Annotated in this window: 24 protein-coding genes; 8 read left to right on the top strand and 16 right to left on the bottom strand. The window is 73.9% G+C overall.

The window, feature by feature from the left end; all coding sequences use genetic code 11:
* Positions 1-2 precede the first annotated feature (2 nt).
* From O3T09_RS00580 to O3T09_RS00565, 4 genes are all read right to left on the bottom strand, one after another.
* Positions 3-209, bottom strand: coding sequence for a hypothetical protein (locus O3T09_RS00580; RefSeq protein WP_004167681.1), 207 nt, complete (start codon positions 207-209; stop codon positions 3-5).
* Positions 210-296: 87 nt separating this feature from the next.
* Positions 297-1,238, bottom strand: coding sequence for a type II secretion system F family protein (locus O3T09_RS00575; RefSeq protein WP_127445890.1), 942 nt, complete (start codon positions 1,236-1,238; stop codon positions 297-299).
* Positions 1,235-2,092, bottom strand: coding sequence for a type II secretion system F family protein (locus O3T09_RS00570; protein WP_145015439.1), 858 nt, complete (start codon positions 2,090-2,092; stop codon positions 1,235-1,237). Before O3T09_RS00570 ends, O3T09_RS00575 begins: the two co-directional genes overlap by 4 nt.
* Positions 2,092-3,318 carry a CpaF family protein gene (locus O3T09_RS00565; RefSeq protein WP_269295260.1) on the bottom strand — a complete coding sequence of 409 codons (1,227 nt, stop codon included), beginning with the start codon at positions 3,316-3,318 and terminating at the stop codon, positions 2,092-2,094. The genes O3T09_RS00570 and O3T09_RS00565 overlap by 1 nt, the downstream gene beginning before the upstream one ends.
* Positions 3,319-3,555: 237 nt before the next feature.
* Between O3T09_RS00565 and O3T09_RS00560 the strand changes: the two genes are divergently transcribed.
* Both O3T09_RS00560 and O3T09_RS00555 read left to right on the top strand, forming a co-directional pair.
* Positions 3,556-6,555, top strand: a complete 3,000-nt coding sequence (locus O3T09_RS00560) for an FtsK/SpoIIIE domain-containing protein (RefSeq protein WP_206450486.1) — start codon at positions 3,556-3,558, stop codon at positions 6,553-6,555.
* Between the two features lie 578 nt (positions 6,556-7,133).
* Complete coding sequence (locus O3T09_RS00555) at positions 7,134-7,712, top strand: dienelactone hydrolase family protein (protein WP_070708710.1); 579 nt, start codon at positions 7,134-7,136, stop codon at positions 7,710-7,712.
* A 19-nt stretch (positions 7,713-7,731) separates the two neighbouring features.
* Here the strand turns inward: O3T09_RS00555 and O3T09_RS00550 are convergent, their stop codons facing one another.
* Complete coding sequence (locus O3T09_RS00550; protein WP_036339096.1) at positions 7,732-9,135, bottom strand: MFS transporter; 1,404 nt, start codon at positions 9,133-9,135, stop codon at positions 7,732-7,734.
* Between the two features lie 71 nt (positions 9,136-9,206).
* Complete coding sequence (locus O3T09_RS00545) at positions 9,207-9,788, bottom strand: LURP-one-related/scramblase family protein (RefSeq protein WP_036339093.1); 582 nt, start codon at positions 9,786-9,788, stop codon at positions 9,207-9,209.
* A 141-nt stretch (positions 9,789-9,929) separates the two neighbouring features.
* On the opposite strand from O3T09_RS00545, the gene O3T09_RS00540 reads away from it, so the two are divergent.
* The 3 genes from O3T09_RS00540 to O3T09_RS00530 are packed head-to-tail and all read left to right on the top strand — an operon-like array spanning position 9,930 to position 12,323.
* Positions 9,930-11,120 carry an LLM class flavin-dependent oxidoreductase gene (locus O3T09_RS00540; RefSeq protein ID WP_036313995.1) on the top strand — a complete coding sequence of 397 codons (1,191 nt, stop codon included), beginning with the start codon at positions 9,930-9,932 and terminating at the stop codon, positions 11,118-11,120.
* A complete protein-coding gene (locus O3T09_RS00535; RefSeq protein WP_020628145.1) occupies positions 11,117-11,806 on the top strand; it encodes an FMN reductase in 690 nt (229 codons plus the stop codon). Before O3T09_RS00540 ends, O3T09_RS00535 begins: the two co-directional genes overlap by 4 nt.
* Positions 11,778-12,323, top strand: coding sequence for a MarR family winged helix-turn-helix transcriptional regulator (locus O3T09_RS00530; protein WP_250203113.1), 546 nt, complete (start codon positions 11,778-11,780; stop codon positions 12,321-12,323). The genes O3T09_RS00535 and O3T09_RS00530 overlap by 29 nt, the downstream gene beginning before the upstream one ends.
* A gap of 99 nt (positions 12,324-12,422) precedes the next feature.
* Here O3T09_RS00530 and O3T09_RS00525 read toward each other — a convergent pair whose 3' ends face one another.
* The 8 genes from O3T09_RS00525 to O3T09_RS00490 all read right to left on the bottom strand — a co-directional run bounded on the left by O3T09_RS00525 (position 12,423) and on the right by O3T09_RS00490 (position 18,707).
* The gene (locus O3T09_RS00525; RefSeq protein ID WP_223247523.1) at positions 12,423-13,649 is read right to left on the bottom strand and encodes a trypsin-like serine protease; all 1,227 of its coding nucleotides are present in this window, start codon (positions 13,647-13,649) and stop codon (positions 12,423-12,425) included.
* Positions 13,650-13,771: 122 nt separating this feature from the next.
* The gene (locus tag O3T09_RS00520) at positions 13,772-14,773 is read right to left on the bottom strand and encodes an SseB family protein (RefSeq protein WP_269295259.1); all 1,002 of its coding nucleotides are present in this window, start codon (positions 14,771-14,773) and stop codon (positions 13,772-13,774) included.
* Positions 14,770-15,555, bottom strand: a complete 786-nt coding sequence (gene priA, locus O3T09_RS00515) for a bifunctional 1-(5-phosphoribosyl)-5-((5-phosphoribosylamino)methylideneamino)imidazole-4-carboxamide isomerase/phosphoribosylanthranilate isomerase PriA (RefSeq protein WP_036313998.1) — start codon at positions 15,553-15,555, stop codon at positions 14,770-14,772. Before priA ends, O3T09_RS00520 begins: the two co-directional genes overlap by 4 nt.
* Before the next feature lie 32 nt (positions 15,556-15,587).
* Entirely contained in the window at positions 15,588-15,746 is a 159-nt protein-coding gene (locus tag O3T09_RS00510; RefSeq protein WP_004167696.1) for a hypothetical protein, read from the bottom strand.
* Positions 15,746-16,405, bottom strand: coding sequence for an imidazole glycerol phosphate synthase subunit HisH (hisH, locus tag O3T09_RS00505; protein ID WP_069941327.1), 660 nt, complete (start codon positions 16,403-16,405; stop codon positions 15,746-15,748). Before hisH ends, O3T09_RS00510 begins: the two co-directional genes overlap by 1 nt.
* Positions 16,405-16,986 (bottom strand): imidazoleglycerol-phosphate dehydratase HisB, encoded by a 582-nt coding sequence (gene hisB / locus O3T09_RS00500; RefSeq protein ID WP_152743305.1) that lies wholly within the window; start codon positions 16,984-16,986, stop codon positions 16,405-16,407. The genes hisH and hisB overlap by 1 nt, the downstream gene beginning before the upstream one ends.
* Positions 16,987-17,167: 181 nt before the next feature.
* Positions 17,168-18,289, bottom strand: a complete 1,122-nt coding sequence (locus tag O3T09_RS00495) for a histidinol-phosphate transaminase (protein ID WP_020628150.1) — start codon at positions 18,287-18,289, stop codon at positions 17,168-17,170.
* Between the two features lie 43 nt (positions 18,290-18,332).
* Positions 18,333-18,707: a LysM peptidoglycan-binding domain-containing protein gene (locus tag O3T09_RS00490; RefSeq protein WP_020628151.1), complete on the bottom strand. Its 375-nt coding sequence runs from the start codon at positions 18,705-18,707 to the stop codon at positions 18,333-18,335.
* A gap of 291 nt (positions 18,708-18,998) precedes the next feature.
* Between O3T09_RS00490 and lexA the strand changes: the two genes are divergently transcribed.
* Positions 18,999-19,715 (top strand): transcriptional repressor LexA, encoded by a 717-nt coding sequence (gene lexA, locus O3T09_RS00485; RefSeq protein WP_020628152.1) that lies wholly within the window; start codon positions 18,999-19,001, stop codon positions 19,713-19,715.
* 43 nt (positions 19,716-19,758) lie between these two features.
* Here lexA and O3T09_RS00480 read toward each other — a convergent pair whose 3' ends face one another.
* Together O3T09_RS00480 and hflX are read right to left on the bottom strand one after the other, a co-directional pair.
* A complete protein-coding gene (locus tag O3T09_RS00480; RefSeq protein ID WP_020628153.1) occupies positions 19,759-21,858 on the bottom strand; it encodes an ATP-dependent DNA helicase in 2,100 nt (699 codons plus the stop codon).
* Positions 21,855-23,495: a GTPase HflX gene (hflX, locus tag O3T09_RS00475; RefSeq protein ID WP_020628154.1), complete on the bottom strand. Its 1,641-nt coding sequence runs from the start codon at positions 23,493-23,495 to the stop codon at positions 21,855-21,857. Before hflX ends, O3T09_RS00480 begins: the two co-directional genes overlap by 4 nt.
* Before the next feature lie 444 nt (positions 23,496-23,939).
* Here hflX and O3T09_RS00470 point away from each other — a divergent pair, with 444 nt between their 5' ends.
* Both O3T09_RS00470 and O3T09_RS00465 read left to right on the top strand, forming a co-directional pair.
* The gene (locus tag O3T09_RS00470) at positions 23,940-25,103 is read left to right on the top strand and encodes an NAD(P)-binding domain-containing protein (protein WP_020628155.1); all 1,164 of its coding nucleotides are present in this window, start codon (positions 23,940-23,942) and stop codon (positions 25,101-25,103) included.
* 25 nt (positions 25,104-25,128) lie between these two features.
* Positions 25,129-25,764 (top strand): class I SAM-dependent methyltransferase, encoded by a 636-nt coding sequence (locus O3T09_RS00465; RefSeq protein ID WP_020628156.1) that lies wholly within the window; start codon positions 25,129-25,131, stop codon positions 25,762-25,764.
* The last annotated feature ends 42 nt before the right edge of the window (positions 25,765-25,806 follow it).

The following is a 25,806-nucleotide window of genomic DNA, read 5'->3' as shown; positions in this document are numbered from 1 at the left end:
GCTCAGCCGCCCTGGGACACCTGGGAGATGGCCTGGTTGAACAGTCCCTCGAGCGCCGGCAGGGCGAGGGCCAGCAGGCCGGCCACGAGCACGGCGGACATGAGGGTGATCATCACCCAGCCGGGGACGTCGCCGCGCTCGTCGCGGACGTCGTCGTGGATGAGGGCGCGCAGAGCGGCCAGGACGGTGATGGCGTGGTGGTGGAGCATGGTCCCCTCCTCGGGTGGCCGGCCGCCCGTGCGGCCGGAGTGGATGGTGATCGTGGGTGGACGGATGGACTATTCAGTTGTGGGTCTTCAGAACCCCAGGCGCATCAGGGAGATGCCGGGGAAGACGGCGAAGATCACCGTGAGCGGGAGGATGCCGAACACGAGGGGGACCATCATCTGGATCTCCTTCCGGCCGGCGGCCTCCATGAGCTCGCGGCGACCCATCTCACGCACGTCCTGGGCCTGCGCGCGCAGGACGTCGGCGAGGGGCGTGCCGCGGTCGAGTGCGATGAGCACGCCCCCGATGAACCGTTCGACGGGGGCCAGCTGCACGCGCCGTCCCATGGCCTTGAGCGCCGCGGACAGCGACGCCCCGGCACGCATGTCGGCGAGCGTGACGCGGAACTCGCCGGCCAGCTCCCCGCGCGCCGTCCCCGCGATGCGTTCGAGCGCTCCAGCGGCACTCTCCCCCGCGCCCACCGAGAGCGCGAACAGCTCGGCCACGGACGGGAACTCGGAGAGGATGGCCTCGCGCCGCCGTCGCGCCCGCAGGGAGAGCAGCTGGTCTCGGAGCAGGAACCCGGCCATGCCGCCGGCGATCACGAGGGCGACCCCCGTGATCACCGGCACGCGGCCGGTGACGGTGAGGCTGAGCGCGAGGACGGCCGCCACGGCGGCCCCCGCGGCCGCACTCAGGACCTGCTGGGCACGGAAGTCGGCCGACGTGACCGCGAGCCCCGCGGCGGCCAGCTTGCGGTCGAGCGCCACCCCGCCCGGGGAGATGCGCTGGACCCAGCCGACCCCGGCCTGCACCACGGGATCGAGGATGCGTCCCCACGCTCCCCAGGGCGAGGCGCCCGCACGTTCCTCCTCGAGGAGGCGGGAGGCCGGGATGTGGTGGCGCAGCTGCGGTTCGACCCGTTGCTCGAGGCTGGGGCGCCAGCCCACCGGCTGGGTGACCAGGATGAGGAGCAGTCCCGCCCCGAGGGTGAGGCCCAGGAGCGCGGCCCAGATCAGCGCGGACGTCATGCGAACACCCGCTTCTCCCGGGGCAGCGCGCCGATGCGGAGCATGACGCGGTAGCAGACGACGGAGGCCACCATGCCCGCGAGGAGCACGGCCCCGCCGGCGGCGGACCGGTAGGCCGCGACCGCGGCGGGCTGGGTCCCCAGCAGCAGGAGCACGAGCCACGGGGCGCACACCGCCAACCGGGCCGCGTTCACGGTCCACGACTGCCGGGCCTCGAGCTCGGCGCGGATGCGGGCGTCCTGCCGGAGGAACTCGGAGAGGGTCTGCAGCAGCCGGCCGATGTCGGCGCCGCCGACCTCGCGGGTCAGGCGCAGCGAGACCACCAGGCGGTCCGCGACGGGGTCGGCCATCCGGGCCTTGAGCCGGTCCAGTGCGTCCACGAAGCGGGCTCCGGCCCGGTAGTCCCGGGCGAACTGCTGGAACGGCTCGCGCAGCCCTTCCGGCCCGGTCTCCCCGAGCTGGATGAGCGCCTCCGGGAGAGTCAGGCCCGCGCGGATGGCCGACCGGGCGTGGTCGATCGCGTCCGGCCACAGCTCGCGCAGTGCCGTGGACCGCCGACGGGCCTGCCAGGACAGCAGCAGCCAGGGCACGGCCGCCCCGAAGACGGCGAAGCACGCGGCGATGGTCCACGTGCCGGTCAGCGACAGGACGAGCAGCCCGACCACGAGACCGCCGACGGCCATGGCGGACAGGACACCGGCCGGGCTGAGCCGCTGGATGCCGGACTGGGCGATCAGCACACGCAGGCGCGAGTCGGTGCGGGCGGCCTCGGGTTTCTCCGTGGGAGGGGACCAGAGGGACCACCACAGCAGGAACAGGCCGCAGCCGAGCGCGAGCCCCAGCAGCGCGGCCATCAGCGCAGCCCCACCAGCTCGTGGACGTCCACGCCGCGACGGGCGAGCGCCTCGAACTCCAGGTTCGCACCCTCGTTGAGGCGCAGGTCGCCCTCGGCGTCACGCTGGAAGAGCGCCGACGTCTCGATGACCCCGCCCTCCACCCGTGAGCCGACGGTGAGGATCTCCCGCACCCGCCGGCGGCCCTGACGGTCGCGCTCGCAGTGCACGACGACGTCGATGCACGTGGCGACCGTCGGGACGACGAAGTCCCGGGAGATGTTCTCCCCGGCCAGCAGCGGCAGCGTGCAGAGCTTCGTGAGCGCGTCCGCGGCCGAGTTCGCGTGGATCGTGCACATGCCGGCCAGGCCGGAGTTCAGAGCGACGAGCATGTCCAGCGCCTCGGCCTCGCGCACCTCGCCGACGATCAGGCGGTCCGGGCGCATCCGCAGCGCCTCCTTGACGAGGCGACGCAGCGGGATCTCGCCGTGGCCCTCCAGGTTCGGCTGGCGGCACTGCAGCCCGACGACGTCGCGCACCGGGATCTGCAGCTCGAAGATCTCCTCCACAGTGATCACGCGCTCCCGCGGGCCGATGGCCGAGGCCAGACAGTTGAGCAGGGTGGTCTTGCCCGCCTGGGTGGCCCCGCTGACGAGGATGTTCATGCCCGTGTCCACGGCTGCGTCCAGGAAGCGGGCCGCCGTCGGAGTGAGGGAACCGCCCCGGACGAGGTCGTCCAGCCGGCGCGCCCGGGCGATGAACTTCCGGATGTTCACGGCCCAGTGCCGCCGCGTGATGTCGGGGATGGCCACGTGCAGGCGCGAACCGTCTGGCAGGGCCGCGTCGACGAACGGCATCGACAGGTCCAGCCGCCGGCCCGAGGACTTCAACATGACTTCGACGAGGTCCTGCACCTCCTCCTCGGTCAGGACGATGCCCGTCAGCTCGGAGCGGCCGGACCGCGCGCAGTAGACGGCGTCCGGCGCGTTCAGCCAGATCTCCTCCACGGAGGGATCGTCCATGAGCCGCTGGAGCGGCCCGAGGCCCGCGATGCGGTCGAACAGGTCCTGCCGCGCCGCCACGGGATCGTCCAGGTCCGGCAGCGAGCTGACCATCGCGCGGGACTCGTAGTCCGCGGCCGCGTCCTGGATGAGCGTCAGGACCCGGGCGTGCTCACGCTGCGGGTCGATGCCCTGCCGCCGGACGATCTCCCGGATCTCGTCCTCGAGAATGCGCACCGCATCCATGTGTCCCTCCTGTGCCCGATTCGGCGCCATCCCCAGCGCCGCACATGTCTCGATCAGGAAGATACCCCGTTCCGTCGATGCGTGTGGTCCAGGACACCATGACTGTGGACAACGTGGCGGCGGTCCCGTTCGACGGGGAGTTGTCCACAGGCCGCCCGAACCGCCATCAGGCCGTGGCAGGGTCGTCCCCAGGCGGCCGGACGGGCCGGTCGCCGGTCTCAGGAGGGAGGGGCGGGGATGGCCTGGAGCGTGCGGATCCTGGGCGGGGCCGCTCCCGAGACATGGCGGGTGGAGCACTTCCCCGCCGACGCGGACGAGCAGGACCGGGCGGTGCGGGAACGTTTTCCCGCCCGGTCGCTGCACCGGTGCGCTGCCGGGCCGCGCAGCGTGACGTACGCGGAACGGGTCGGGAGTGCACCGGCCCGGGGGCCGGAGCTCGCGGTGGTCACCGAGCACGGACCCGACGCCGGCCGCCTCGTCCCTCTGGGGGAGGGCGGGTTGAGCACGGGACGCGGTGGGGCGCGGTTGCTGCTGGACGACCCCTCTGCCCCGTCGCGGCCGATGCGTCTGCGGCTCGCGCCCACCGGGCTGCACGTCCACGACGGTCCTCGGGACACCGGACGCCTGTGGGACGGCCGCAGCCCGCTCCCTGTGGGCCGGACCGCCCTGGGCCTGGTCCGCGGGCCCGGGGCCGCCCTGCCGCGGCCGATCACGCCGGAGCCGCCCGCCGTCGACCTCGGATCCCCACCGGCCCGGCAGTCCGTCGTGATCCCGCTGGTGGCGGCCCTGGGCCCGCTGGTGCTCGGGGTCGCCCTGGTCCTGATGATGGGCAACCCGATGTTCCTGCTGTTCGGTGTGCTGTCCGTGACGGTGGCGCTGGTCATGCTGGCGATGCAGCGCCGTACCCGGCTGCGGCATGCGCGGCTGCTCGCCGCCCGCGCGGACGCGGTCGTGCGCCGGCGGGCTCAGGCGGCACTGAGCCCCGGTGCGGTGGCCCGCGCCGTCCGCTCCGGCGCGACGGACCGCTTCGGGCTGACGTCGGGGGCCGACGAGGCCGTGGCGGTCTCGTGGGGTTCCGGCGTCGGGGCGCTGTCCCTGTCGCGGGACGACCCGGACGAGGCATGGGTGGAGGCCGTCACGTCGCGGCGCACCGTGATGACGACGTCACCGCCGGAGTCGCGCGTCGTCGTGGTCGGGCCGCCGCGCGATGTGGCCGGGGCCTGCCGGTGGGCGGTGTTCCAGCTCCTGCGGCACGCGGTGGCCGCCGACGGCGCGTTCGTGGTGGAGGCCGGTGGAGTCCGCCGCACCTGGTGGTCGGGCGGGTCCGGCCCGCGGCTGCTGGTGTCGGCTCCTGAGGACGCGGCACTGGATCCGGCGTGGCGAGCGTGGCGGGCCGCCATCGGCGACGACGCGGGGACGACGCCCACGGCCCAGACGGATCTGCCCTGGACGCAGTACGACTTCACCGGGCCGCCGCCTGCGCCGGGGGACGCCGTCGTCGACCTGCGCGGGCGCACCGTCGTGGTCCCGGCCGAACAGCAGCGCTTCGAGGACGTGGCCGCCGACGGCCTCGCCGACGGCACCCTGACCGCCTGGCTGACCGAGCTGGCCGACGACGTCGTGGACCTCGGCCTGCTGCCCACCGACGACGGGGACGGCACGCTCACACCCCCGGGGCAGGTGGGCGCCCGCGATGCCGTCGACGGGCTCACCGTGACCCTCGCCCGGGGCGGCGACGAGACGGGCGTCGTCGAGATGGACCTGGCCGCCGACGGTCCGCACCTGCTCATCGCGGGCACCACGGGATCCGGGAAGTCGGATCTCCTGCTGTCCCTTCTGCTGGGAGCCGCGGCGCACCACCCGCCGGCCGAGGTCGCGTTCCTGCTGCTGGACTTCAAGGGCGGCGCGTCGTTCGGCCCGCTGGGCGCGCTCCCCCACACGATGAGCCTGGAGACCAACCACGTGGGAACGGCCTCGTTGCGGGCGCTGAGCGCCATCCGGGCGGAGCTGCATCGCCGCGAGGCCCTCTTCGCGGAGGCCGGGGTCAGCGACTATCCCGGTTTCCGTCGCCGCCATCCGGACGCGGCGCTGCCTCGGCTCGTCGTGGCGATCGACGAACTGCGCGTGCTCGTGGACGACCACCCGGACGCGGCCGCCGTCCTGCAGCGTCTGGCCGCCACGGGCCGCTCCCTCGGCTTCCACCTCATCCTGGCCACGCAGCGGGCCACGGGTGCGGTGGGCTCGGACCTGCGCTCGAACCTGGGCAGCACGATCGCCCTGCGCACCGCGACGGAGCAGGAGTCGTGGGACCTGGTGGGCACGGCCGCCGCGGCCCGGCTCGACCCGCGTCGCCCCGGCTCCGCGATCCTCTCGACGGCGGGGCGCCCGACGGTCTCGTTCCGCGCATCCCAGTGGACGGTCGACGGCGGCACGCCCGTGTGGCGACGGCTGGGCGAGGCCGCGGCCGCCCCGGGCGTCGCCCCCTGGGAGGCCGTCGTCTCGGTCCTGGTGGAGAAGTACGCGGCGGGTGACTGGCCCACACCCCCGCCCGTGGTCACCCCCGCCCTGCCGGAGCGCTGGGTGCCGGACCGCGCTCGCCGGGCGGAGGCCACGGCCCTGGCCCTGCTCGACGACGCGGCCCACGGCCGGCACCGTCCCTGGCGGTGGCCGACCGGCGCAGAGGGACGCACCGCATGGATCGTCGAGGCCGCGGGCGGTCGCGCGGAGACGCTGGCCGCCGTCGTCGAGGTGGCGATGCGCAGCGGCCGGCCGGTGGCCGTGCTGGACGGCACCGGGGAGGCCGCGGCGGCCGCACGGTCCGGGTGGCCGGTGCTGACCCCGGACTCCGAGGGTGCCGGGGAGGCCGTCCTGGCCCGCCTGCGCGAGCTCGCGGCCGCCGGTGGCACGGCAGTGATCACGGGCTGGAACGCGTGGTCCGGCCTGCGCGTCGGGGACACCTACCGCACGGTCGAGGAGGACGTGCACGACTGGCTCGGCCGTCCGGCGGCCGCCGGGCTGCGGTTGGCGGTGTTCGGCGGCCGCGAGCTGGCGACGGGCCGGCTGCTGCTGCACCTGCCCCATCGATTCTTCGTGCCGGCCGGGACGAACGCCGAGCACCGGTTCATCTGGCCACGGCTGACCGAGGTCGAGCCCCTGCCGGGGCGGGCCGTGCACATCAGTCCCGCCGTCCCCGAACCCGGCATGCCCTGCCAGCTCGCGTCTCCCGCCCCGGCGTGACCGCACTGACGGCGATTCCCGTGTGACCGCAGCGGAACGGTGGACTCAGCTCCGACGTCCACCCGGCGAGACGTTCTCCCGTCCTCCGTCGAACGTGGATGCCGTGGTCGAGGTCGCCAGGAGCAGTCGGACAGGGCGCCCCTTCGTCGCCGTCCGTCCAAAGGGGACGCCGCATCGTCCGGCGAAGACGTCCCGAAGGTCGCAAGACGGATGAAGCGAGGAGGCTGCTGTCCGGTCCTGCCTCGAGTAGCCCCGTGACCGTTCGCACGAGTGCCTCGGCACTCATGCAGAAGATTCCTCGCCGCTCGCTCGCGCAGTCTCCGGTGGGCAGGAGCCTCCTTTCCGCATCCGCACCGACAGCATGCGTCCCCGAGTCTCGCCCCCACCCAGCAGAGCACGCCCGGGGAGGAGCGCTGCAACGAGAACCCAGGGCACCGGTCGGAGAAACACTGCGCTTGCCCTCCACGCAATGAGCGGCAACTCACCCGTGGCGACAGACGCGAGCCACCTCACTTCTTCGCCCCGATCACCCACCCGCACTCTGGGGCAGCCGCTCACCGCGGTCTACGCTCTGACCCATGGCGCAGATCGTCCTCTTCCACCACGCCCTCGGTCTCACAGACGGCGTGCGCGCGCTCGCCGAACAGATCGCCAGCGGCGGTCACACCGTCCACACCCCTGACCTCTACGACGGCCGCACGTTCGCCACCGTGGACGAGGGTGTCGCCCACGCCCAGCACCTCGGCTTCGAGGAGATCGGCCGACGCGGCATGCGGGCGTGTGCCGAGCACCAGGAGGCCTCCGTCGTCGCGGGCATCAGCATGGGCGTGATGCCCGCCTGGCGTGCCGCCCAGGTGGTCCCCGGCTTCCGCGCGTGCATCGCCATGGCCGGCGTCCTGGCCCTCGACGCCTACGCCCCGCTCTGGCAGCCCCACACCGCCCTGCAGATCCACCTCGGCACCCGCGACCCCTGGGCCCTCGAGGGCGACCTCGCGACCGCCCGCTCCTACGCGGCCACCGCCGAGCACCCGGACCGCCCCGCCGACCTCTTCGAGTACGACACGGACCGGCACCTGTTCATGAACTCCTCCACCGCGGACTTCGACGCGGACCTCACCGCCGTGCTGGTCCGCCGCATCCACGAGCTCCTGGCCTGACGCGCGGAGCGGGTCCGGCTCAGGCGGGACGCCGCCCGCGCATCACCGTCGCCAGGGCGGCCAGCAGCACGAGCACGAAGCCCGCGGCCGCCGCGAACACGTAGCCCGCGGACGGGGCGACGCCGTCGATGAACACGCCGGCCAGCGGGGCGCCCATGGCGGCGCCGGCGGTCATGGCCGAGCCGTAGAAGCCCATCGCCTCGCCGCGCCGCTCCTCCACCACGAGGTGCGAGAGCCGGGACGAGGCCGAGGCCAGGGTCGGCGCCGTCAGCAGACCCGAGGGGATCGAGGCCAGCGCGAGCGCCCACACCCCGTCCACGAGCGCGAGCGGCACCGTCGCCACGGCGAACAGCGCCATCAGCAGGTACGGGTGCACCTGGCGGCCCCAGGCCCCGTAGAACAGCCCGCCCACGGCGGAGGCGCCGCACCAGAACGCGTACACCAGACCCACCGACGCCGCGGCGCCCTGCGACTCCAGCTCGGCCACCATCGAGACCTCGGTGCCGACCATGACGATCCCGGCCGCCATCGACACCACGAGCACACCGAGCACCTCCGGCCCGACCCAGGAGAAGTGGGTCCGCCGCCACTGCCGCAGCCGCTCGGCCCGGGCCCGGCGCGGCGCCGTCGTCGGCCCGGAGCCGTCCGCGGCGATGACGGGCAGCGACCCGGTGACCAGGGGGATGGCCTCCGTGATGGCCGGCAGCGCACCGGTCGCCAGGCTGGGGGCGGCCATCTCCACGTGCATGGGCGCGGCGGTCACCGCCTGGGCGATCGCCTCCTGACGGTCCTGCTCCTCGGTGTAGGGATCCTCGGTCGCCGGTCCGACGACGGCCAGCTGACTCGACCGTGTCGGCGGGTTGAACCACATCAGCAGGATGCCGCCCAGCGCGCTGGAGAGGCCGACGATGGTCAGGCCGAGGGCACTCGACCACGTGGCCGCGACGACGGCGCCCAGCGCCGGGCCCATCATGAAGATCGTCTCCGTGACGATGGAGTCCAGGGCAAACGCCGTCTGCCGGTCCTTGCCGTGGGTGAGCACGCCGAGTCCCTGCCGGACGACGGAGAAGATCGGCAGTGAGAACACGCCGCCCAGGAACACGGCCAGGAGCATCGGCCAGAACGGCAGCCACGGGACGATCGGCCAGATCACGGCCTCCGCGATCACGGAGGGCAGCAGTGCACGGCGCAGCCCCTTCGCGTCCACCACGCGGCCCCGCCACGGCGAGCCCACCGCGATGCCCAGCGTCATCGCCGCCCCAGCCAGGCCGGCCTGGCCGTAGCCCAGGCCCAGCGTGAGCGCCACGTGCAGGGTGAGGATCACCCCGGCCGCGGTGTGCGGGAAGCGGGCGATGAACCCCACCGCCAGCAGATGGCGGATCCGAGGGTCCTGCAACAGCCGTCCGTACGCTCCGAAGTCCACCGTCGAATCCTACGGGAGGGGTCAAGGCACGCCCCGGAGGCGCCGTCGAGACGGCCGCGCGCTCGGCGGACTCAGCCGTTGCTGCGCCGGTCCTTGGCCCGGATCAGGTCGAGGGCGATGGCCGTGCCGAGCACGGCGCAGCGCACCACGGGCGGCATGCCGGGGTCCAGGCGCATCTCGTACCGCGAGCGCCCGGCCAGGGCGTTCATGACGCCTCCGAACCGCGCGGTCACGCGGGCGATCGGCTGCTGGCCCACGGTCATGGCGTAGTCGTGGTCCCACAGGTCGCCGGTCACCGCGAAGCACGTGCCGTCCACGACCTCGACGTTCACGGACGTCCGCAGGAACGCGATCTGGCGGACGAGGTTGGCGAAGGGCAGCCCGTCGGCGTCCAGGATCGCGAAGCGGTCGCGGCCGAACGTGGCCGGGTCGGCGAGGCGGAAGAGCACGCGGCCGTCGTCACCGTCGACCACGTCGAAGCTGCGGTTCCCCATCAGCATTCGGCCCAGGCCCCCGCCCGTAGTGACCACCGAGACGACGGTGCGCCCGTCCGGGTCCGTCACCTGGATGTCGTTGGACAGGAAGCTCGTCACCTGCTGCAGGATGAGGACGTCCGTGTGGGCGAGGCGACCGGCGTCGAAGGCGGGGCTCATGGGACCAGTCTGCCGTGTCGGGCCCTGCGGAATATTCAGGACGGGGCGGCTCGTTGTGCGGTATAGTTCATTTTTGAAGAACACGGCGACGGCGCGGCCGGCACCGTGAGACCCGCCCCCGGGCACACTGAGGAGCACACCATGCAGTTCGGCGTCTTCACGATCGGCGACATCACCGCCGATCCGACGAACGGGACCGCCCCCACCGAGCATCAGCGGATCAAGGACACCGTCAAGATCGCCCGCCACGCCGAGCAGGCGGGCTTCGAGGTGTTCGCGACCGGCCAGCACCACAACCCGCCCTTCGTGGCCCCGGGCAACCCGCCCACGCTGCTGGCCTACCTGGCCGCGCAGACCGAGACCCTCCAGCTCTCCACGGCGACGACCCTGATCACCACCATGGACCCGGTGCGTCTGGCCGAGGACTACGCGTACCTGCAGCACCTCGCCGACGGTCGCGTGGACCTGACGATGGGCCGCGGCAACACCGGCCCCGTGTACCCGTGGTTCGGCAAGGACATCCGCCAGGGCATCCAACTCGCCGTGGAGAACTACAACCTCCTCTACCGCCTGTGGCATGAGGAGACCGTGGACTGGAGCGGCAACCACCGCACCCCGCTGCAGGACTTCACCCTCACCCCGCAGCCCCTGGACGGCGTCGCCCCCTTCGTGTGGCACGGCTCCATCCGCTCCCCCGAGATCGCCGAGCAGGCCGCCTACTACGGCGACGGCTACTTCCACAACAACATCTTCTGGAACAAGGAGCACGTCATCCAGATGGTGCGCCTGTACCGCCAGCGCTACGAGTACTACGGCCACGGCAAGGCCCATCAGGCGTACGTGGCCCTGGGCGGCCAGGCCTACATGGCGAAGAACTCGCAGGACGCCGTGGCGGAGTTCCGCCCCTACTTCGACAACGCGCCGGTCTACGGCCACGGCCCGTCCCTCGAGGACTTCTCGAGGATGACGCCCCTGACGGTCGGCTCGCCGCAGCAGGTCATCGAGCGCACGCTCACGTTCCGCGACTGGGTGGGCGACTACCAGCGTCAGATGTTCCTCATCGACCACGCCGGCCTGCCCACGGACACCGTCCTGCGGCAGATCGACCTCTTCGGCGAGGAGGTCCTGCCCGTGCTGCGCAAGGAGTTCGACGCTCTGAAGCCGGACGACGTCCCGGCGGCCCCGACCCACGAGTTCCTCGTGGCACGCGCCCGCCGCGGCGAGGCTCCCGTGCCCGGCGGCAAGGAGGGATCGCAGGCCCAGCTCGACCGCGCGGCGGCCGCCGAGCAGCGCGCCACCGCCGATGCCGCGAAGGGCGGTGCCGCGCAGTGACCACCCCCGGCGCCCCCGATGCCTCCGCCCCGTTCACGCCGCAGGCCCGGCACCTCGCCGTGGTCTCCGGCGGGTCCGGGGACCCGTCCCAGACCCGCATGCTCGCCGAACGCATGGCGGAGTCCGCCTCGGCGGCGCTCTCCGAGCACGGCGTGGTCCCGCAGATCCACCTGATCACGCTGCGGGAGCTCGCCGTGGACATCGCGCAGGCCCTGGTGACCTTCGCCATCTCCCCGGCCCTGCGCGCCGCCCTGGACGAGGTCGCCCAGGCCGACGCCGTCATCGCGGTCTCGCCCACGTACAAGGCCTCCTACTCGGGCCTGTTCAAGTCCTTCTGGGACCTCGCGGAGCCCACGTCCGTCGTCGGGGTGCCCGTGCTCCTCGGCGCCACCGGCGGCACCGCCCGCCACTCGCTCATGATCGACACCGCCATGCGGCCGCTGTTCGCCTACCTCAAGGCCCGCATCGTGCCGACCGCGGTCTTCGCGGCCTCGGACGACTGGGGCGAGGCGGCCGGCGTGCAGGCCTCGATGCGGACCGACCCGCTGCAGTCCCGCATCCGGGCCGCCGGACGCGACCTGGCCGAGATCACCCTGAGCCGCCCCCCGCGGGCACGCGCCGCCGCGCCCGCGGACATCGACCTGGAGGTGACCCCCTTTGAGCAGCTCCTCAACCCCGGCCCCTGAGCCCGCCGCGCAGGACGCGGCGCCGGCGGAGCCCGACGGCGGCTGGTTCGGCTCCGCCTCGGAGGCGCACCGCCCGGTGGACCCGCCCAAGCGTGCCTGGCGCGCCTATTTCGAGGCCACCCAGATGCTCACGGAGGTGCTGGAGCGCCGCCTGAAACAGGACTGCGGCATGTCGCTGGCCGACTACAACCTGCTGCTGCTCCTCTACGAGTCCCCCGAGGATCGGCTCCGGCTGGGAGAGCTGGCGTCCCGGATGGTCTTCTCCCCGTCGCGCATCACCTACCAGGTGAAGACGCTCGTGGCCCGCGGCCTGATCGACCGCCGCCCGGTGGCCTGTGACCGGCGGGGCTTCGAGGCCGTCCTCACCGACGAGGGCCGGTCCGCCTTCCGGCGCGCCGCGATCGAGCACGCCCGGCAGGTGGACGAGCTCTTCCTCGTCGACCTGGCGCCGGGCGAGGCGGAGTCCCTCACCCGGATCTTCTCCCGCCTGGGGCGGCGGCTCGAGGGGCTGTGCTGACCGCGTCGCCACCTAACCGGGGCCGCCCCGGGACGTGACGAGGCCCGGTGATCCGTGCGGGATCACCGGGCCTCGTCGTGCCGTTCGGGGCGGAGTCGATCAGCCGACCAGCTGACCACCCAGGGTCACGGTGGCGTCCGTGGCGGCGCCGGCCGCGTCGACCACGGTGACCACCACGGAGCCGCCCGCGGGCACCTCGGCCGGCACGGGCAGCCAGGCGCGGTACTCGCCGGTGAGGTCCAGGCCGTCCTGGCCGAGGACCGTGCCGTCGGCGTCGTAGGCCGTGACGGTGACGGAGGCGAAGCCGCCCTGATCCGTCTGCGCGACCACCTGGGTGCCGTAGGCGACACCCTCGGCGGGCGCGGCCACGACGTCGGTCACGCCCGGCGCAGCGGCCTCGGCGACCGGGGCCTCAGCAGCGGGGGCCGCCTCGGCGGCCTCCTCCTCCGCGGCGGCCTCGGCGCGAGCCTTGAGCTCGGCCGCGATGGCCTCCTCCTCAGCCGGCGTGAACTCGGTCAGCTCGGACTCGTCCACGGCGGGCTCGCCGCCGGTGGGCAGGTCCTCGTCGGCCACGGGGCCCGCGACGTCGGCGATCGCCGGGGCGGTCTCGGCGGCCGGAGCGGTCTCCGCGGCCGCGGCGGTCTCGGCGGCGGGCGCCGCGGAGGCGTCCAGCGCGTCGAGGGACTCGACCGGGACCATGATCGAGGACATCGCCTGGGCGTCGCAGCCCACCACGTTGCCCTCGGCGTCGAAGGTCACCGGGGCGATGCCCGAGATGACCCCGACCACCCGCTGCTGGGCGTCATAGACGGCCCCGCCCGAGTCGCCGGCGTAGGTCGAGGCGGTGTCGAGGGCAACCTGATCCGCGTACGCGTCGTCGCAGACCGTGGCGGCCTCGAAGGTCTGCGTGTGGGACACGGTGTTCGGCGCGCCCAGCGGCACGGACGAGCCGTGGGTGTAGACGGTCTCGCCCACACCGATGGACGAGGCCGGCCGCGTGGACCAGTCGCCCACGACGTCGACGTCGTCGGCCAGGGCCACGCGGACCGCGTCCACGCCCGAATCGCCGGGCAGTGCCGAGACGGTGCCGATCGCGGTGCCGTCGACGTCGCGGACGGTCGAGCCGATCTGCCATTGGCCCGCACCACAGTGGGCCGCGGTGTAGGCGGTGGCGTCGTCGACGATGGTCAGACTGCACGCCCCGGCCGGCGCGGTGATCGCCGAGCCCTGGGTGAGCGTGGTCTGCGCGAGGGCGGGGCCGGCACCGGCCACCACCACCGCGCCCAGCGCCGCGGTGGCGACGCCGGTCAAGGTTCTGGTTCTCATGGGTACTCCTCGGAGGATGGGAGGCATGGGGCCGGCGCGCGGCGCACGGCCTCCAGGATGGGGTGGGGCCACCACGGGCCCTCCCCTCCCCCTCAACGGTACCGGACAGGCCGGGCGACCGATCAGGGTCGGCGGACCGTGATCTCCACGGAGTCGGCCCGCTCGGCCAGCAGCGGCAGGTCTGCCAGGAGGGTCTTGAGCGTGGCCGTCATCAGGCGCACCCCGGCCGCGTCGGCGTCCCGGGTGGGCATCGCGACGATCTGCAGCTCGGGCCCGGCCCCGCCTCCGTTCATCACCGCGCCGGAGCCCGTGTGCGTGGCCACCCCCGACCCGGGTGCGAGGCCCAGGTTGAGCAGGTTCGGGACCAGGTCGGCGACCTCGGCGATCTCGTCCGCGATCTCCTGGTCCCGATAGGCGGGGGTCCACTCCCTCTGCTGGGCGAGCGACCACACGGCCGGGCGTCGCACCACGTACGTGTGCTCGGCGCCGGCGTCGATGACGACGAGCTCACAGCCCTCGTCCACGGCGGACAGGCAGGCACGCGGCAGCCACACGGCCACGGGTCGGGCGACCGGGTTCCATGCCGTCAGCGCGGGCACGTTCGTGAACACCGGCAGCGCCTGCCGGCCGTCCGGCGCGCGCATGGTCACGAGGGCCACGTCCGCGGCCTTGTCCCCGTGCGCCGCGACGTCGTGCTCGTGACCGGTGTGGTCGGCGTGGTCGTGGACGTCGTCCTCGTCCACGGCAAGGGTGGGCACGACGGCGGCGAACACGCGGATGCGCGCGAGCACCTCCGTCACCTCCCGCTCATCGGCGGAGCCGTCCGTCAGGGCCGACATGACGGCGGTCCACTCGGCCGGGCTGGTGCCGTCGTCCTCGTCGAACACGTGCAACGGGTTCGCGGAGCCGTCCACGCCGGGGCCGGAGAGGTCACGGCCCCGCCACGGGACGCCCGCGGTGTCCGCGGTGTTCTCGCCCGCGGTCTTCTCCCGCATGCGGTCGAGTGCGGCCCGGATGTGCCCCGGCAGCTCCCGGGCCGCCGGATGCGGCACCGCGACCGTCTCGTCGATCGGACCGAGCCCGTCGTCGCGGGCCAGGCCGCCGTCGTCGTGCGAGCCCGTCACGGGGCGACCGGGCCGGGCTGCTCGGAGCGCGCCTGCTCCACCGTGGCGCCGCCGGCGACGGCCAGCGCCTGCTCCAGGCTGAAGCGGCCGGCGTACAGCGCCTTGCCCATGATCGCGCCCTCGACGCCCTGGCCGGTCATGGCCGCGAGCGCGGCAACGTCCTCGAGGGAGGAGATGCCGCCCGAGGCGACGACCGGCTTCGCGGTCTTCGCGCAGACCTGGGCGAGCAGCTCCGTGTTCGGCCCCTTGAGCGTGCCGTCCTTCGTGACGTCGGTGACCACGTAGCGGGCGCAGCCGGCATCCTCGAGGCGGGCGAGCACCTCCCAGAGGTCGCCGCCCTCCTTGGTCCAGCCGCGGGCGGCGAGCGTGGTGCCGCGCACGTCGAGGCCCACGGCCACCCGGTCGGCGAAGCGCTCGATGACGCGCGCGGTCCAGTCCGGGTCCTCGAGGGCGGCGGTGCCCAGGTTCACGCGCGCCGCACCCATCTCGAGGGCGTTCTCGAGCGAGGCGTCGTCGCGGATGCCGCCGGACAGCTCGATCTTCACGCCGATCTCCTCTACCACACGGCGCATGACCTCGCGGTTGTCACCGCGACCGAAGGCCGCGTCCAGGTCCACGAGGTGGATCCACTCCGCGCCGGCGCGCTGCCAGTCCAGGGCGGCGGTGACCGGGTCGCCGTACGAGGTGGCGCTGCCGGCCTCGCCCTGGACGAGGCGGACGGCCTGGCCGTCCTGGACGTCGACGGCGGGCAGCAGCTCGAGGGCGGGGGCGTTCGGGGTCATGGGGTTCCTCTCGGGTGGGGCGGCCGGCGCGGTCAGGCGCCGACGGTCAGGAAGGAGGCGGCGATGGCCATGCCGGCCAGCACGAGGACGATCACGATGGCCCACAGCGGCGCCTTCTGCGTGCGCATGGACCAGGCGGCGCCGAGCAGCAGCCCGCCGAGGGCGAGGTAGAGGACGGACCAGTAGGGCATCAGAGGGTCTCCAGCCAGTTGCGCAGCAGCTGCAGCCCGGCGTCCCCGGACTTCTCGGGGTGGAACTGCGTGGCCGACAGGGGGCCGTTCTCCACGGCGGCGATGAAGTCCGCGCCGTGGTGCGCCCAGGTGACCTGGGGCGGACGCATGGCGGAGATCGTCTGGTCGAACTCCCATTCGAGCACGCCGTAGGAGTGGACGAAGTAGAACCGCTCGTCCTCGATGCCCGCGAAGAGGGCGCTGCCCTCGGCCGGCCGGACGGTGTTCCAGCCCATGTGGGGCAGGACCTCGGCGGGCAGCTCGGCGACGACACCCGGCCACTCCCCCATGCCTGCGGTGCGCTCGCCGTGCTCGACGCCGGCGTCGAAGAGGATCTGGTGGCCCACGCAGATGCCGAGGACGGGTCGGCCCCCGGCCACGCGGCGGCCGATCCAGCGGGTGCCGCCGACCTCGGTCAGTGCCCGCATCACGGACGCGTACGCCCCGACGCCGGGCACGAGCAGCCCGTCGGCCTCCTGCACGGCCTGCGGATCGCGCGTGAGCTCGACCTCCGCGCCGGCCCGCTCCACGGCACGCAGCGCCGAGTGCACGTTGCCCGAGCCGTAGTCCAGGACGGCGACGCGCGGCCGCACGCCGGGGACGGTGGTGGGGCGGGCCATCAGAGGGCGCCCTTGGTGGAGGGCACGCCGGTCATGCGGGGGTCGTCCTCGACGGCGGCGCGCAGGGCGCGGGCGAAGGCCTTGAACTGCGCCTCGACGATGTGGTGCGGATCCCGGCCTCGCACGACGTCCATGTGGAGGCAGATCGCCGCGTGGTACGTGATCGACTCGAACACATGGCGGGTCATGGAACCGGTGAAGTGCCCGCCGATGAGGTGGTACTGCTGGCCCTCGGGCTCGCCCTCGTGCACGAGGTACGGCCGGCCGGAGACGTCGACGACGGCGCGCGCCAGCGCCTCGTCCAGCGGCACGGACGCCTCGCCGAAGCGGCGGATGCCGGACTTGTCCCCGAGCGCGGTCTTGAGCACCTCGCCCAGGGTGATGGCGACGTCCTCGACCGTGTGGTGCACGTCGATGTGCGTGTCCCCGGTGGCACGGACCGTCAGGTCGATCTGGGAGTGCCGGGACAGCGCGGTGAGCATGTGGTCGTAGAACGGCACGGTGGTGGAGATCTCAGCGCGGCCGGTGCCGTCCAGATCCATCTCGACGTACACGTCCGACTCGCTCGTGGTGCGCGTCATGCGCGCACGGCGTCCGGAGATCAACTCGGCTGCCACGGGTCCTCCTCGGGCTGGGTCCGCACCGGTCCGGGACGGGTGCGGGGGGATGCGGGTGCGCGCGGCCGGTGCCGGCGGGCCGGGGCGCCGCGCGCGCTGTCCCTATCCTAGGGAGCCGGGCGGACGCCGAGACTCCGGTGACGCCTCAGGACCGGTCCCCGGTCTCGCCGAGGACCTCCGCGAGAGCGGTGAGGAACGCCGTCGTCTCCGCCTCGGTGCCGGCGGTGACGCGCAGGTGGTGCGGGATGCCGACGTCCCGCACGAGGACGCCGCGGTCGAGCAGGCGGCGCCACACGTCGGACGCGTCCTCGAGGTGACCGAAGAAGACGAAGTTCGAGTCGGACACCGAGGGCCTCAGTCCCAGGCCGCGCAGGGTGGAGACGATGCGGTCGCGCTGGGCCTTGATGTCCTCCACGGTGCGCAGCAGCGCGTCCACGTGATCGAGGGCGGCCTCCGCCGTGGCCTGCGTGACCGCGGAGAGGTGGTACGGCAGGCGCACCAGGCGCAGGGCGTCGGCGACGGCGGGGTCCGCGGCCAGGTAGCCCAGGCGCGCGCCGGCCAGGGCGAACGCCTTGGACATGGTGCGCGTGACGATCAGCCGCTCACGGCCGGGCAGGAGGGTGAGGGCGGAGCGGGTGCCGGCGAGGGCGAACTCCGCGTAGGCCTCGTCCACGACGACCATGGCGCCGGGCCCGCCGGCGGCCTCGTTCTGCGCCTGCGCGGCGTACACGGCCTCGATGGTCGCCAGGTCCAGGGCGGTGCCCGTCGGGTTGTTGGGCGAGGCCAGGAAGACGACGTGCGGACGGTGCTCCCGCACCATGGCCGCCGCGTGCTCGGCGCTGAGGGTGTGGTCTTCGGCGCGGCCGCCGTCCACGAACACGGTGTCCGTGCCGCCGGCCAGCAGCGGGTACATGGAGTACGAGGGCAGGAAGCTCAGCAGTGTCCGCCCGGGGCCGCCGAAGGCCTGGAGGATCTGCTGCAGGATCTCGTTGGAGCCGTTGCCGGCCCACACGTGGTCCGCCGTGAGGCCGTGGCCGAGGTAGCCGGCGAGCGCGCGTCGCAGCCCCGTGAACTCGCGGTCCGGGTAGCGGTTCAGCCCCCCGGCGACGGCCGCGACCCGCTCGGCGATGGCGGTGGCGACCTCCTCCGGCACCGGATGCGTGTTCTCGTTGGTGTTGAGCATGTACGGCACGTCCAGCTGGGGGGCGCCGTAGGGGCTCAGGCCGCGGAGGTTCTCACGCAGGGGCAGAGAGCTGAGGTCGGTCATGGCCGCCAGTCTAGGAAGCGTGGAGGGCGAGGCCCGCCGTGCGTCACCGCGTGGCCGGGACGAACAGCTCCTCGCCCGGCGCGGGGGCCCGGCCCTCGAGCCCGTTGAGCTCGTCGATCGTGGCGATCACCTCGTAGACGTCCGCCTCCGGAGCCACCGTGGTGGCGATGGTCCACAGGCTGTCCCCGGGCATGACCGTGACGGACTGGGTGGCGGGCCCCGCGGTGTCCGCGGACACCGCGGCGGGCGACAGCAGCACACCCAGGAAGAAGGCGGCCGCCAGCGTGGCGGCCACGGCCGCGGCGATCACGGGGATCCCCCGCAGCACGAGGCGGCCGCGGCGGGTCAGACGGATGGTGGCCGGACGCGGCCGCGCCGTCGCGGGCGAGCCGGCGAACTGGGCGGTGGTGAGCGTCATGGTGTCCTCCTCCGGGGCGGATGCCCTCCAGGTGATCGAACATGTGTTCGAATCCGTTCGAATGCCTTTCTAGCACAGGTGTTCGAGACATGCCACGACGAGATCGAACATATCTTTGAAGGAGAGGCGGCTCTCCTCTAGGCTCGAGGCCATGCACGGACGCCCCGGAACGCCCCGGGACCGCCAAGACACAGGCAACCAGCGGGGGCGGACACGGTAAGCGTCCGGACGGCAGCCGGACGCCGGAACACGAGTCCGGCCACCATCACCCCGGGAGAACGGACGGCAGCCATGAGCACCACCGACGATCAGCCGGCGGCGCGCGCGCCGCTCACCGACCGCCAGCGGCGGATCGTGCAGACCATCCGGGACGCGATCGCCGACCACGGCTACCCGCCCTCCATGCGCGAGATCGGCGACGCCGCGGGCCTGGCCTCGCTCTCCTCCGTCACGCACCAGCTGGGCCGTCTCGAGCGGCACGGCTACATCCGGCGCGACCCCGGACGCCCGCGTGCCCTCGAGGTGCTGCTCGACGTGGACGGCACCCCGCTGGGCGAGGCCGCCTCCCCCACCGCTGCGCCGTCGTCGCGGGTCTCCGCGATCCCCGCGTGGCACACCGGCGCAGACGAGGCGGACAGCGTGCCGGTCCCCTGGGTCGGCCGCATCGCGGCGGGCGGCCCGGTCCTGGCTGAGCAGCAGGTCGAGGACGTCATGGCGATCCCGCGACGCCTCACGGGCGAGGGCGAGCTGTTCATGCTGCGCGTCACGGGCGACTCGATGGTGGACGCCGCGATCTGCGACGGCGACTGGGTGGTGGTGCGCCGGCAGGACACGGCGGAGAATGGCGACATCGTCGCGGCCCTCCTCGACGACGAGGCCACCGTGAAGACCTTCCGCCGCCGCGACGGACACACCTGGCTCCTCCCCCAGAACACGGCCTACGAGCCCATCCTCGGCGATCACGCCACCGTGATGGGGCGGGTCGTCACGGTCCTGCGTTCGCTCTGACCCGCTCCCTCCGGCCGGGCCGACGGCCCGAGGCCGAGCGAGGTCAATCGCCCGAGGCGAGCCGTGCCAGCACCCCGCGGACGACGTCGCGGTCCGTGGTGCGCCAGAAGTCCGGCAGGGCGCTCGTGATGTAGCCGCCGTACCGCTCGGTGGCCAGGCGGGGGTCCAGCACGGCCACCACGCCGCGGTCCGTCACGGAGCGCACGAGGCGCCCGGCGCCCTGGGCCATGCGCACGGCCGCATGCGTGGCGGAGATCCGCATGAACCCGTTGCCGCCGTGCCGGGCGACGTCCCGGGTGCGGGCCTGGGAGAGCGGGTCGTCCGGCCGCGGGAACGGGATGCGGTCGATCACCACGAGCCGCAGCGAGTTCCCCGGCACGTCCACGCCCTGCCACAGGCTCATGGTCCCGAACAGGGACGTGTCCGGCTCCTCGGAGAACTGGCGCACGAGGGCGGAGAGGGTCGCGTCCCCCTGGCACAGGATCGTGGTCTTCGGCCCGAGCCGACGGCGCATCTCGGCGGCGGCGTCCTCGGCCGCCCGGCGCGAGGAGAACAGGCCGAGGGCCCCGCCCCGCGACGCCCTCAGGAGCGCCTCGAGCTCATCCAGGGACTCGGGCGAGGCCGTCCGGCCGGGCCGGGGCAGGTGCCGGGCCACGTAGAGCACCCCCTGACGCGGGTAGTCGAAGGGGCTGCCGACGTCGAGGGCCTCGAACTTCGGGGCGTCCGGGCCGGCCAGGCCCACGTCGCCGGCCACCGAGTCGAACCGGCGCTCCCCCGAGCCCACGGTGAGCGTGGCGGAGGTGAGCACCGTCGTCGCCTTGCCGAACAGGCCCTCCCGCAGCTTGCCGGCCACCGAGAGCGGGGCCACGTAGAGCTGGGGCGGGTCGGTCTCGTCCCCCGGCTGCCAGCCCACGCCGGGCTCGAAGTGGCCGGGGCGGGTGGCCCACAGCACCTCGGGGAAGTCGGCCTCGGGCCGGGCCGCGAGCATGCGCTCCACCACCTCGAGGACCTCGAGGATCCGCGAGCGCGCCATCTGCCGTCCGCCGTCGGCATCGGCCTCCTTGTCCTTGTCCTGGCCGAGGTCGGACAGGCACTGACGCGCGGCGGTGAGGACGCCGGTGAGGGCCTGCTCCTGCACCTCGTCCGGGCCCGCGGCGATCAGGCCGGACGGGGTGTCCGTGAACGCGCGGTCCAGGGCCGCCCCGGCCTCGATCAGGTCCTCCACGGCCACCGTGGTGTGGCGGCGCAGCGAGGTGGCCGCGCCGTGCACGATCGACCCGGACAGCTGCCCCGTGACCGCGCCGGTCACCCGGTCCTGCAGCTCGTGGGCCTCGTCCACGACGACGGCCGAGTACGCCGGCAGCACCGCGAGCCCCTCGAAGGCGCTGATGGCGAGCATCGCGTGGTTGGTGACCACGACGTCCGCGTCCGCCGCGTCCGCGCGGGCCCGCTCGGAGAAGCACTCCTCGGCCTGGGGGCAGCGGGACGCGCCGAGGCAGTCGACCGCGGAGACGGAGACCTGCCGCCACGCGCGGTCGGTGACGGGGACCTCGAGGTCGTCGCGGTCCCCGGTCTCGGTCTGGTCCGCCCACGCCCGCAGGTACATGACCTCCTTGCCCAACAGGGAGGAGGGCCCGGCGGCGCCGTCCGTGGCGGAGCCGATCACCCCGCCGTCGTCGGCGACCGTGAAGAGGGCCTCCTCGCCCTCGTCCCCGGGGTAGCCGCCGTCCACCTTGTGGCGGCACAGGTAGTTGGAGCGGCCCTTGACCAGGGCGACGACGGGCTCGCGAGGCAGCTCGTCCTTGAGCGCCTCGACCAGCCGAGGGGCGTCCCGCTTCATGATCTGGGCCTGCAGTGCGAGCGTGGCCGTGGCGACGACGACGGGGTCCTCCTGCGTCATCGCGTGCTGGAGCGCGGGGATCAGGTAGGCCAGGGACTTGCCGGTGCCGGTGCCGGCCTGCACGAGCAGGTGGCGGCGCGACTCGAGGGCGCGCGCCACCTGCAGCACCATCTCCCGCTGACCCGCGCGGTGCTGGCCGCCGGTGGCCTGCACCGCGGCGTCCAGGAGGCGCAGCGCCTCGCGCTCGTGCTCCGTGCGTGGCTGCGCGCCGCCCGCCCCGGCTTCCTTCGCCCGGTCGCTCACGACGCGTCCGCCTCCACGACGAACTCGGCGAAGTCCGGCGCGATGTCCTCACGGACCAGCACGGACAGGCGGGTGCCGCCCTCCTCGTAGCCCTCGGCCAGGATCTCCGCGTCCGCCGAGTGGAGGCGGGAGACCAGCTCACCCCGGGTGAACGGGATCAGCAGTTCGAGCCGCACGTCAGGCCGCGGGATGGTGGCCGCGATGGCGCGCTCGAGCTCGTCGATGCCCTCGCCGGTGCGCGCGGAGACCACCACGGCGTGGGGCTCCTTGGCCCGGATCCGGGCGATGACGGCCGGGTCCGCGGCGTCCGCCTTGTTCAGCACGATGATCTCGGGGATCCGGTGCGCGTCCACCTCCGCGAACACGGAGCGCACCGCGGCGATCTGGCCCTCGGGATCCGGGTGCGAGCCGTCCACGACGTGCAGGATGACGTCCGCGTCCGCGACCTCCTCGAGGGTGGAGCGGAACGCCTCGACCAGCTGCGTGGGCAGGTTCCGCACGAAGCCGACCGTGTCCGAGAGGGTGTAACCGATGCCGTCCGGCGTCATGGCCTTGCGCACGGTGGGGTCCAGCGTGGCGAACAGGGCGTTCTCCACGAGCACCCCGGCGTGGGTGAGGCGGTTGAGCAGGGACGACTTCCCGGCGTTGGTGTACCCGGCGATCGCCACGGACGGCACCCGGTTGCGACGACGGTTGGCACGCTTGGCCTCCCGGGCCGGCTTCATCCCGGCGATGTCCCGGCGCAGCTTCGCCATGCGGGTGCGGATGCGGCGGCGGTCCAGCTCGATCTTGGTCTCGCCGGGGCCGCGGGAGCCGATGCCCTCGCCGGCGGCGGCACGGCCGCCGGCCTGCCGGGACATGGACTCGCCCCAGCCGCGCAGGCGCGGCAGCAGGTACTCGAGCTGCGCGAGCTCGACCTGGGCGCGGCCCTCACGCGAGCTCGCGTGCTGGGCGAAGATGTCCAGGATCAGCGCGGTCCGGTCGATCACCTTCACCCGCACCACGTCCTCCAGCGCGCGACGCTGAGACGGGGCGAGCTCGGAGTCCACCACCACGGTGTCCGCACCGGAGAGCGCCACGATCTCGGCGAGCTCCTGCGCCTTGCCCTTGCCGAGGAACGTGGCCGGGTCCGGGGTGGCGCGGCGCTGGATGACGCCGTCGAGCACCTCCGAGCCCGCGGTCTCGGCGAGCGCGGCGAGCTCCCGCAGGGAGTTCTCCGCATCCTCCGCGGAGCCCTCGGTCCAGACGCCCGCCAGCACCACGCGCTCCAGGCGCAGCTGGCGGTACTCGACCTCGGTCATGTCCTCGAGCTCGGTGGACAGACCCTGCACGCGCTTGAGGGAGTGGCGCGCGGCGAGCTCGTCCTGGTCACCGTCGGCGTCCGTGTGCCCGTCCTCGCCCTCGTCCAGGGCGAGTGCACGGCCCGCGAGCGCGCCGGAGCGGTCCGGGGTGCCGGCGTCGGGGGCGTCCTCGTGGTCCGCGACCACACTGTCCGCGGAGCCGCGCCCGGTCGCCTCGCGCTCGGAGGCGCGGCGAGCGTCATCGGCGGCCAGGATGCGGTCGATCACGGCCTGGATCTCGTCCTCGGAGCCGTGGGCGCCCTGAGGGCCGGGGGTGTGCTGGTTCTTCTCAGTCATGGTCTCCTCTGGGCCGCCGCGGTCGGGCGACCCGATCGTCTCAGGGTAGAGGGGTCGGCGGACGCGTTAGGCGGCTGTCCGCAGGGGGCGGACGTGGCGGGTGACGCGCACGGCCGGTTAGGCGGAGGTCGGCGCCGCGCTGCGACGATCTCGCGGCGGCTCCGTCGGCATGGGGAAGGTGAGCACGCGGCACCGCAGCCACGAGGTCTCGTCGGCGGGCGTGCAGGGACGGACCACATCGTCCATGGTGGGATCTCCATCAGGTGCCGGGGCGCGCTCGACGGCCTCATCCGAGGCGGGCGCGCGAGGGGGCGGGGGCGGGCAGTGACGCGGGGGCGTCAGCGCAGGAAGATCCACATGGGCGTCGAGTGTACCGGGCGGCGCGTGTGGGCGACAGGGGCCCCGGCGCCCGGTCCGCTGACGACGCGCACGTATCCTGCGGGCATGACCGCGTCCCCCTCCCCCGCCCCGCCGCGGCCCGGCCGGACGGGCCGGGCGACCGTCGTCGTGATCGGCGCGGGCCAGGCGGGGCTGTCCGCCGCCTACCACCTGCGCCGCCGCGGTTTCGTGGGGCTGGGTCCGAACGACGACGGCGCCGCCGGCGTCCCCGACGACGCCCCCGGCACGTTCGTGGTGCTCGACGCGGAGACCGCCCCGGGCGGCGCGTGGCAGCACCGCTGGGACTCGCTCACGATGGCCACCGTCAACCACATCCACGAGCTGCCCGGCGACCCGGTGCCGCCGGCCGACCCGGCCGCGCACGCCAACACCCTGCTGCCGGCCTACTTCGCCGATTACGAGGCACGGTTCGCCCTGCCGATCCGGCGGCCCGTGCGTGTGAGGCGCGTCGAGCGGATCGGCGAGCCGGGACGTGCGCGCGGGTTCTTCGTCCGCACGGACGGGGCGCCGGGCACGTGGCGGGCGGACTTCGTGGTCAACGTGACCGGCACCTGGACGTCCCCGCGGTGGCCCTCGGTGCCCGGGATGCGCTCGTTCCGCGGCCGGCAGCTGCACACCCATGACTACGTGTCCAGGGACGAGTTCGCCGGGCAGCGGGTGGTGATCGTGGGCATGGGCGTCTCGGCGACGCAGCTGCTGGCCGAGACCTCCACGGTCGCGGACACCCTGTGGGTGACCCGCCGCGAGCCGCAGTGGCAGGACTCGGCCGCGCCCGGCGCCCTGGCCGAGTCGGTGCGCGGGGTGGACGAACGGACCCGTGCGGGCCTGCCGCCGGGCTCCGTGGTCGAGGCGACCGGGATGCACCGCTCGTCCTGGGTGCGCGAGGCCGAGACACGAGGCGTGCTGGTGCGCCACCCCATGTTCACGGCCGTCGAGCCGGACGGGGTGCGGATGCCCGACGGCTCGTTCGAACCGGCGGACGTGATCCTCTGGGCCACCGGCTTCCGGCCGGCGATCCGGCACCTCGCTCCCCTGCGGCTGCGCACGCCCGCCGGCGGCATCCGCGTGGCGGGCGGGCGCGCCCTGGACGAGCCGCGCCTGTTCCTGCTCGGCTACGGGCCCTCCCAGTCCACGGTCGGGGCCAACCGCGCCGGGCGCGACGCCGTGCGCGCGATCCTCTCGGACCTGGCCGGGCCGCCGTCGGGCTGAGGGCCGCGACGACCCGCTGGCTACCATGGTCGCCGTGAGCTCCGCATCCCACTACTTCGACGCCGACCCCTCTGCACCCGAGCGGCGGCGCACCGTGCGGACACGCCTGGCCGGCCGCGACGTCGAGGTCCAGACGGCCAACGGGATCTTCTCCCCGGACGGTCTGGACAAGGGCACCGCGGCCCTGTTCTCGGCCGTGCCCGCGCCGCCGGCGAGGGGCCGGTTCCTCGACGTCGGCGCGGGCTGGGGACCGATCGCCCTCACGCTGGCGCTGCGGTCGCCCGAGGCGGAGGTGACCGCCGTCGAGGTCAACGACCGCTCCCTGCAGCTGACCCGCGACAACGCCGCGGCGCTGGGTCTCGACAATCTCGTGGCACTGCGGCCGGAGGACGTCCCCGAGGGCGCGGAGTTCGACCTCATCTGGTCCAACCCGCCCATCCGGATCGGCAAGCCGGCGCTGCACGCCCTGCTGGAGCGGTGGCTGCCGCGCCTGGCCCCCGGCGGCGAGGCCTGGCTGGTGGTGCAGAAGAACCTCGGCGCGGACTCGCTGCTGCCGTGGATCGGCCGGATGCTCGAGGAGCGCGCGCCCAGCCGGTTCACCGCGGAGCGGGCGGACAGCGTCAAGGGCTTCCGGATCCTGCGGGTGGCGCGGGCGCGCTGAGGCGCCGTTTCCCGAACGACAGCGGTTCGTGGCCCGCCGTTT

Source organism: Micrococcus sp. H39-S4 (genome assembly GCF_027158145.1).
Classification (GTDB): Bacteria; Actinomycetota; Actinomycetes; order Actinomycetales; family Micrococcaceae; genus Micrococcus; species Micrococcus luteus.
The sequence above is the reverse complement of the archived record's forward strand: the minus strand, read 5'-3'. Positions and strand labels throughout refer to the sequence as shown.